Genomic DNA, 6,620 nt, shown 5'->3' with positions numbered 1-6,620 from the left:
GTATATGGCAGGGGAATCTGCGGAGGTTCAAACTCCACTTATTGATGGTTTGGCAAGTGCTGAATCATGGCTGACAAATAACTCTGATCTGCTGATCCAGTACGGAGTTAATATCATTTCTGCACTGCTGATCCTGTTTATCGGTAACCTGATTGTGAAAGCAGTGGCGGGCAGTGTCTCTAAAGTCCTGAAGAAAAAAGACATGGATCCGGCCGTTGTCGAGTTTGTACATGGTCTGGTTCGTTACCTGCTATTTGTGATCGTACTGATCGCGGCATTGGGTCGTGTTGGCGTACAAACTGCTTCCGTGGTTGCGGTTATCGGTGCGGCAGGTCTGGCCGTTGGTCTGGCCCTGCAAGGTTCTTTGTCTAACTTTGCGGCGGGCGTACTGATTGTCGCTTTCCGTCCGTTTAAATCTGGCGACTACGTTGAAGTTGCTGGTGTGGCGGGCTCGGTGGATTCTATCCAGATTTTCCAAACGATCCTCAAAACACCAGACAACAAGATGATTGTTCTGCCAAACTCTGCCGTTATTGGTGGTGCAATCACCAACTATTCTCGCTACGACACTCGTCGTGTTGATTTCCTGATTGGTGTGTCTTACAACGCGGACCTGAAAAAGACCAAACAAGTGCTGCGTGAAGTGGTTGAAAGTGACCCTCGCGTTCTGAAAGATCCCGCAGTGAATGTCTCTGTGCATGCGCTGGCGGATTCTTCCGTGAACCTGGTAGTACGTCCTTGGGTAAACAGCGCAGATTACTGGGCAGTGTACTGGGACCTGACTCAAGCGATGAAAGAAGCGCTGGACGACAACGGTATCGAAATTCCATTCCCGCAAATGGACGTTCATCTGAACAAAGTCGACTAAATAGACGATGCATTAAAAAGCGAGGCTCCGGCCTCGCTTTTTTTATCTCTTTAGCACACGTTATATTTCATACAGTGGGTTTGGCAGCGCCTGTAAGACGCTGGCCAGCTCGTCACCGGAAATGCCAAAGGTCATGTCCGGATAGCCGGGGGTATAGAGCACCTGCGGATGCTGGTAGAGACGGGTATCGACGATCACGCTGACCTGTTCTGGCATCCCAAATGGGCACACAGCACCAGGCACACAGCCGAGCTCGCGGATCATTTCGTCATCGCTGCAGATGGATGGACGCTTGCCCGTTGCAGCCTTGATGGCTTTGGTGTCGAGTCGCGAGTCTTTGTCGGTCAGATACAAGGCGTAATCACCGCCTTTAAGTTTAAGAAACAGGCTTTTGCTGTGCGTGCCACTCCAGCCCAGTTCTCTGGCTACCCGCTCATCCGTGACAAAGTCCAGAATGGGTTCATGCTGCCATTGTGCATATCGGATGTTGAGCTGTGTCAGCAAGCCAACGTTGCTTTGATAGATCTTTTCCAGTGATGACATATTAACCCCAATATTGCGTAATCAACTCTTGGCTGAGTGAGGCGGCGATAAGCAGCATCATACCCGCCACCGCCAGATCAATTCCTTGCTTCACTCGCGGTTTTGATAATGTCGGCCCGAGTTTGGCGGCACCGATCGACAGGCTGTAGAACCAGACAAACGACGCGATGATGGTGCCAAGCGCAAACGCGATTCGATCATGCCCTGCAAATTGTCCGCCGATTGAGCCGAGAATCACCACGGTATCGAGATAGAGGTGCGGATTTAACACCGTTACTGCCAGAGCGCCGAGAATGACGGTGCGCCGCCCTCTGGCCATCGCTTCCGGCGGACTCATATCGTTGCTGCCTGAACTGAAAGCACTTTTTAGTGACAAGCCGGCATAGAGGGTAAGAAACGCAATACCGCCGAGCGTCACCAGAGTCAGCAGGGTTTCATTCTGCGATAACAAGGCACCACCACCGAATATACCGAGAGAAATAAAGAACATGTCCAGTACGCTACAAACGGTGGCTGTGGTCAAATGATGGTGGCGATTAATCCCTTGATTGAGCACATACGCATTTTGCGCGCCGATAGGAATAATCATGGTTGCTCCTAAGCCAAACCCTTGTAACATCAACCAAAAATTCACTTTTTTCTCCTTTCATCATGGTCTTTGTTGTGAATGCCTGCCACCTTAAACCGGATATCTTTATAAGTATAATTAATGATTTTAATCTATTATAAGTTTATCTAATTTGATGGGGGGCAGGGCCATGCGCGGGTTGGATTACAAATGGATAGAAGCGTTAGAGTCGGTGATCACGCAGGGCAGCTTTGAGCGAGCTGCCGATAGTCTGTATATCTCGCAATCGGCGGTCTCACAGCGTCTTAAGCAACTGGAAAAGTTTCTCGCTCAGCCAGTGTTGATTCGCGAGCAGCCGCCAAGAGCCACGCCGGTGGGAAAAAAGCTGCTTGGCCTCTATCATCGCATCCAGTTGTTAGAGAGTGAACTGATGCCGGAATTGACCAATCAGGAGCATGAGCGGCCGCTACCTGTGTCGATTGCAACCAATGCAGACAGTCTGGCGACCTGGTTGCTACCGGCACTGTCGCCAGTGATGAAACAGCGTCATGTCGAGTTGCATCTGGTGGTGCATGGTGAAGCCCGCACCATTGAAAAGCTGAAAAATGGCGAAGTAACAGGGGCCATCAGTCTGGAAGCAAACGCGTTGCCGGGTTGCAATGCGGTGTACCTTGGCCGGATGGACTATGTGTGCGTCGCCAGTCCGGAATTCTGTCATCGCTACTTTCAAGCGGGGGTGAATCGGGAGACGTTACGCCGGGCGCCGGCGGTGTCGTTTGATCAGCACGACGATCTGCATCATCAGTTTCTCAACCAGCACTTTAATTTGTCGCCAGATTGCGTCACCAACCATAGAGTGGCCAGCTCAGAAGCGTTTGTGAAACTGGCGTTGTCCGGGGCGGCGTATTGCCTGATCCCCAAATTGCAGATTCTGGATGAGTTGCAAAGCGGCGCGCTGGTGGATTTGATCCCGGGCTTTTTGATCCCTTACCGGATTTACTGGCATCACTGGCAACTGGAAACCGGGATCCTGCAAACCATCTCGGAAGCGATCACCGGCTACGCAGCGCAGATTTTACCCAGATAGACGTCGGTCAAAGTTGTGTCAGATCGTCGTTTAAAAGCTAGTCAATCCGGAGTAAAAAACTATGATGTATGGGAATCAGTTAGATAAGGTGAACGTATAACTATGAAGATGGTATCTCGCTTTGTACTTGTGATCTCCGGATTGTTCAGTGCGGCAGCGTTGGCGGAAGCGCCAGGCTTTCCCCATCTAGTGACCACAGGTTATGGAGAAATTGTAGCCAAACCGGACATGGCAGAGTTTTCGGTACGAGTGGTGGAGTCCACTATGACCGCAGAGCAGGCGAAGCAGGCAGTCGATAAAACGGTCGACAGCTATCTCAAAAGTCTCGCCGATCTGGGGGTGAAGCCCGAGAGCATCAGCAGCTCGAATCTGTATCTCGCACCTCAGTACCACTATCCAAAATCGGGTAAGCCGGAGTTAGTGGGCTATCGAGCGTCGCGCAACATCACCGTGACCGTCGATGACCTGGCCAATTTAAATCAATATTTGGATCTGGCACTGAGTGACGGCGTTAACCAAGTGGATCAGATCAAACTCAAAGTACGCGATGAGAGCAAATATCAGGCTCAGGCGCGTCAGGCGGCGATTAAAGATGCCATGAACAAAGCCGCGTCTTTGGCGCAGGGCTTTGATAAAAAACTTGGTGATATCTGGCGCATCGATTACAACACGCCGAATGTCCAGCCTGTGCTGATGCGCTCGTTGGCGATGGATTCCGCGCGCAAAGAATCGAACTCGTACCAAGACTCGACGCTGGTGATCCATGACCGTGTCGACGTCATTTATAAATTAAAAGATTAACTTCTTACCGGGTACGATTTAACCCTACAGTTTTTGCTGGAATGAGAACCCACTATCAGTTTTGACGATTGATAGTGGGTTTAATTTAGACACCGATTCCAAGTAGTATAATCTTTTCCGTTTTTGCTGGAAGAGACGATAGCGTAATGAAGTACACCAAAATCGCAGCCTATTTGCTGGTGACGTGTTTTGTTTTCGCCGTCATTGTTTCCGCCTACTACTATCATCGCTACCTGACACTGCAACACAGCGTGGTGGAAAAAACCGCCCAGGACGCCCTCAATCAACTGACGTACAGTGAACGGGAATACGACACCCTCAAAGGGCAGTTGCGCTCGACGGTCAAACTGCTGGCCAACAGTCAAAGCATGTTTGATTACGCGATTTTACCCAATACTGAGCACCGCCAGGTGCTGGAGAATATTTGGGAGTCGGTGGCCACCAGTCAGAAATGGTATAAGCAGATTCGCTACATCAGTCGCGCCGGAAAAGAGCTGATCGATGTGGGCTACACCCGCAACCCCGGACATTCTTTTGTGCGCAACGCACTTCAGAATAAAGCCTCCCGTGATTACTTCAAATATGCTCAGTCGCTGGAAGCCGGTGAGGTGGCGCTTTGGGGGATTGATCTGGAAACCCACGACGGGGAATTGGTCGTGCCCTATACGCCGGGGTTGCGTCTGATTTCTCCGGTTACAGTATTGGGGAAACGCATGGGCTATCTGGTGCTCAATGTGGATGTAAGCTATCTATTTTCACGCATGAATTACTCCCCGGACAGCGACTTCAATCCGGAATTGCTGAATCAGCAAGGCTACTACCTGTCGAGTGACAACAAGAGCAAGTTGTTTGGTCATATCCTGAGCGAGCGTCAGCAGTACAATGTCGCCAACCTGTTTCCCGCCGTGTGGCAAAAGATGCAACAGCAGCCCTACGGCTACGCCAGAGAGCAGGGCGGGATCATCGCGTTTCGTCGGATTGAGCTGGTGCCGGGCAACAGCATGTATCTGATGGCGCATGTTGATCGGCAACAGATCCTGCAACGCCATGCGCGTGACTTTGACGACTTATTGCAAGAAGCGATTTTTGTCTTGATGATGGTGCTGTTTTTTGCGCTGCCCATCGCTTCGGTAGGGTTGCATTACCACCGGCGTAACATTGAAAGCCAGCTTGCCCGTGCCGCACTGAGCGGCATGTCCGCCGTGATGATTTCTGACGCGCACCACAGTGTCATTATGACCAACGATGCGTTTACCAAACTGACCGGACGTACACAGAAACAGGTGCAGGGACGCAATGCGCTCAAAGTGTTGTTTGGTGAAAAGCGGTTGGAGTCGATGCTGAAAATTGTTGACCGGGTTGGCCAAGAACGCCGCTGGGAAGGTGAAGTGGAGTTTGATATCAACGATCAGCCAGGGCCGGTGACGGCCATCATGCGGGTTCAGGCGGTGTTGTCGGAAAACGGCAAAATCAGCTATTACATCACCTCGCTGGTTGATATTTCCGATCGCAAAGCGCTTGAGTTTCAGCTACGTGAACTGAGTGAGAAAGATGAACTGACCAAGTTGTGGAACCGACGTAAGTTTGAAAATGAGCTTAAGCGCCACGCTTTGATGGTGGAGCGTTACCCGGAACGCAATCGGGTGTGCTTAGCATTGATCGACATCGATCATTTCAAGCGCATCAATGATCACAAAGGGCACGATGAAGGCGATCGAGTGATCCGAGCGGTTGCAGAGGTCATGACAGACACGCTGCGTCAAACTGACTTTATTGCCCGGATTGGTGGTGAGGAGTTTGCGGTGATCATGCCGCACACCACGCTTGAAGAAGCTGAATCCGCATTAAACAGGCTCCGTATTGCGGTTGAGCTGGATGCGCGCATTAACACCACCATCAGCGCCGGGTTTACCGATCTGACTCACGATAATACTCGTTGTTACAAATGGGCCGATGTGGCGCTGTATGACGCCAAAGCGTCAGGCCGCAATCAGGTCGCGTACTGTTTGAGCAGCGAAGAGGTGGCGTAAAAGTACAGTTTGATTGCTCTGGCGGTTCAAGCGAGATCGAGCGCGCGCTCCAACTGCTGTTTATGATCAGTCAGTTGTTGCTCAAACAGAGCGGTCGCTTGTTCGGTGTCTTTGGCCAGTGCGGATTTCATCAAACGCTCATGGGTGTCGATATCGAGTCGGGGAGTGAAATGACGCTGATGCATGGCGTACGATTGATAGCGTTTAACCTGATTAAACGTCTGATTGAAAAACTCACACAACCGCTGCGCGCCCGCACCATCCAGCAGAGAGTGGTGAAATACCTGGCGGCGGTCTTCAAGGGAATGCCAGTCCTCATCGCTGTGGTTTTGCAAGCGGGACAAACGGTGGAAAGCGGTCAGTACTTCCAGCTCCCAGCTTTCATCGCCGTGTTGAATCGATTTGGCGAGCAAAATGCGCGATAGCACACTCAAAGTATCGAATAAGTCGCTCAGGTCGTTTTTGCAGATCGGGGCCACCCAGCAGCCTTTTTGGGGTTCTAGTGTGACGTACCTGGACCAGGACAGCTGGACCAGCGCTTCCCGGATCGGTGATGCCCCCACACAATAACGCTCCTTTAAATCGGCAACGACCAGCTTTTGTCCTGGTTTCAGTTCACCAGCCAGAATGTCCGTACGGATGATTTTTGCGATTTTGTCAGCTAACGTCGGGCTGGGCATACCGGCATTCCTCAAAATAAACGGTAAGTTAATGGTATGAGGT

7 protein-coding genes are annotated in these 6,620 nt (G+C 51.1%); 4 read left to right on the top strand and 3 right to left on the bottom strand.

From position 1 onward, the window contains the following. Positions 1-4: 4 nt before the first annotated feature. Positions 5-868 (top strand): small-conductance mechanosensitive channel MscS, encoded by an 864-nt coding sequence (gene mscS / locus CAG65_RS02375; protein WP_021707323.1) that lies wholly within the window; start codon positions 5-7, stop codon positions 866-868. A gap of 60 nt (positions 869-928) precedes the next feature. Here the strand turns inward: mscS and CAG65_RS02370 are convergent, their stop codons facing one another. Both CAG65_RS02370 and CAG65_RS02365 read right to left on the bottom strand, forming a co-directional pair. Next, entirely contained in the window at positions 929-1,411 is a 483-nt protein-coding gene (locus tag CAG65_RS02370) for a YbaK/EbsC family protein (RefSeq protein ID WP_161451908.1), read from the bottom strand. A gap of 1 nt (position 1,412) precedes the next feature. Further along, positions 1,413-2,045 carry a LysE family transporter gene (locus CAG65_RS02365; RefSeq protein ID WP_161451907.1) on the bottom strand — a complete coding sequence of 211 codons (633 nt, stop codon included), beginning with the start codon at positions 2,043-2,045 and terminating at the stop codon, positions 1,413-1,415. A 124-nt stretch (positions 2,046-2,169) separates the two neighbouring features. On the opposite strand from CAG65_RS02365, the gene CAG65_RS02360 reads away from it, so the two are divergent. The 3 genes from CAG65_RS02360 to CAG65_RS02350 all read left to right on the top strand — a co-directional run bounded on the left by CAG65_RS02360 (position 2,170) and on the right by CAG65_RS02350 (position 5,897). Beyond that, on the top strand, positions 2,170-3,066 hold the full coding sequence (locus CAG65_RS02360) for a LysR family transcriptional regulator ArgP (RefSeq protein ID WP_161451906.1): 897 nt from the start codon (positions 2,170-2,172) through the stop codon (positions 3,064-3,066). Between the two features lie 102 nt (positions 3,067-3,168). Beyond that, positions 3,169-3,867: an oxidative stress defense protein gene (locus CAG65_RS02355; RefSeq protein WP_161451905.1), complete on the top strand. Its 699-nt coding sequence runs from the start codon at positions 3,169-3,171 to the stop codon at positions 3,865-3,867. Between the two features lie 146 nt (positions 3,868-4,013). After that, positions 4,014-5,897, top strand: a complete 1,884-nt coding sequence (locus CAG65_RS02350; RefSeq protein ID WP_161451904.1) for a sensor domain-containing diguanylate cyclase — start codon at positions 4,014-4,016, stop codon at positions 5,895-5,897. 26 nt (positions 5,898-5,923) lie between these two features. On the opposite strand, the gene CAG65_RS02345 is transcribed toward CAG65_RS02350, so the two are convergent. Beyond that, entirely contained in the window at positions 5,924-6,577 is a 654-nt protein-coding gene (locus CAG65_RS02345; protein ID WP_161451903.1) for a GntR family transcriptional regulator, read from the bottom strand. Positions 6,578-6,620: the final 43 nt, after the last annotated feature.

Origin of the sequence: Vibrio sp. V39_P1S14PM300 (assembly GCF_009904765.1) — a bacterium.
Classification (GTDB): Bacteria; Pseudomonadota; Gammaproteobacteria; order Enterobacterales; family Vibrionaceae; genus Vibrio; species Vibrio proteolyticus.
Note: the sequence above shows the minus strand (reverse complement) of the source record. Positions and strands in the feature narration are given on the sequence as shown.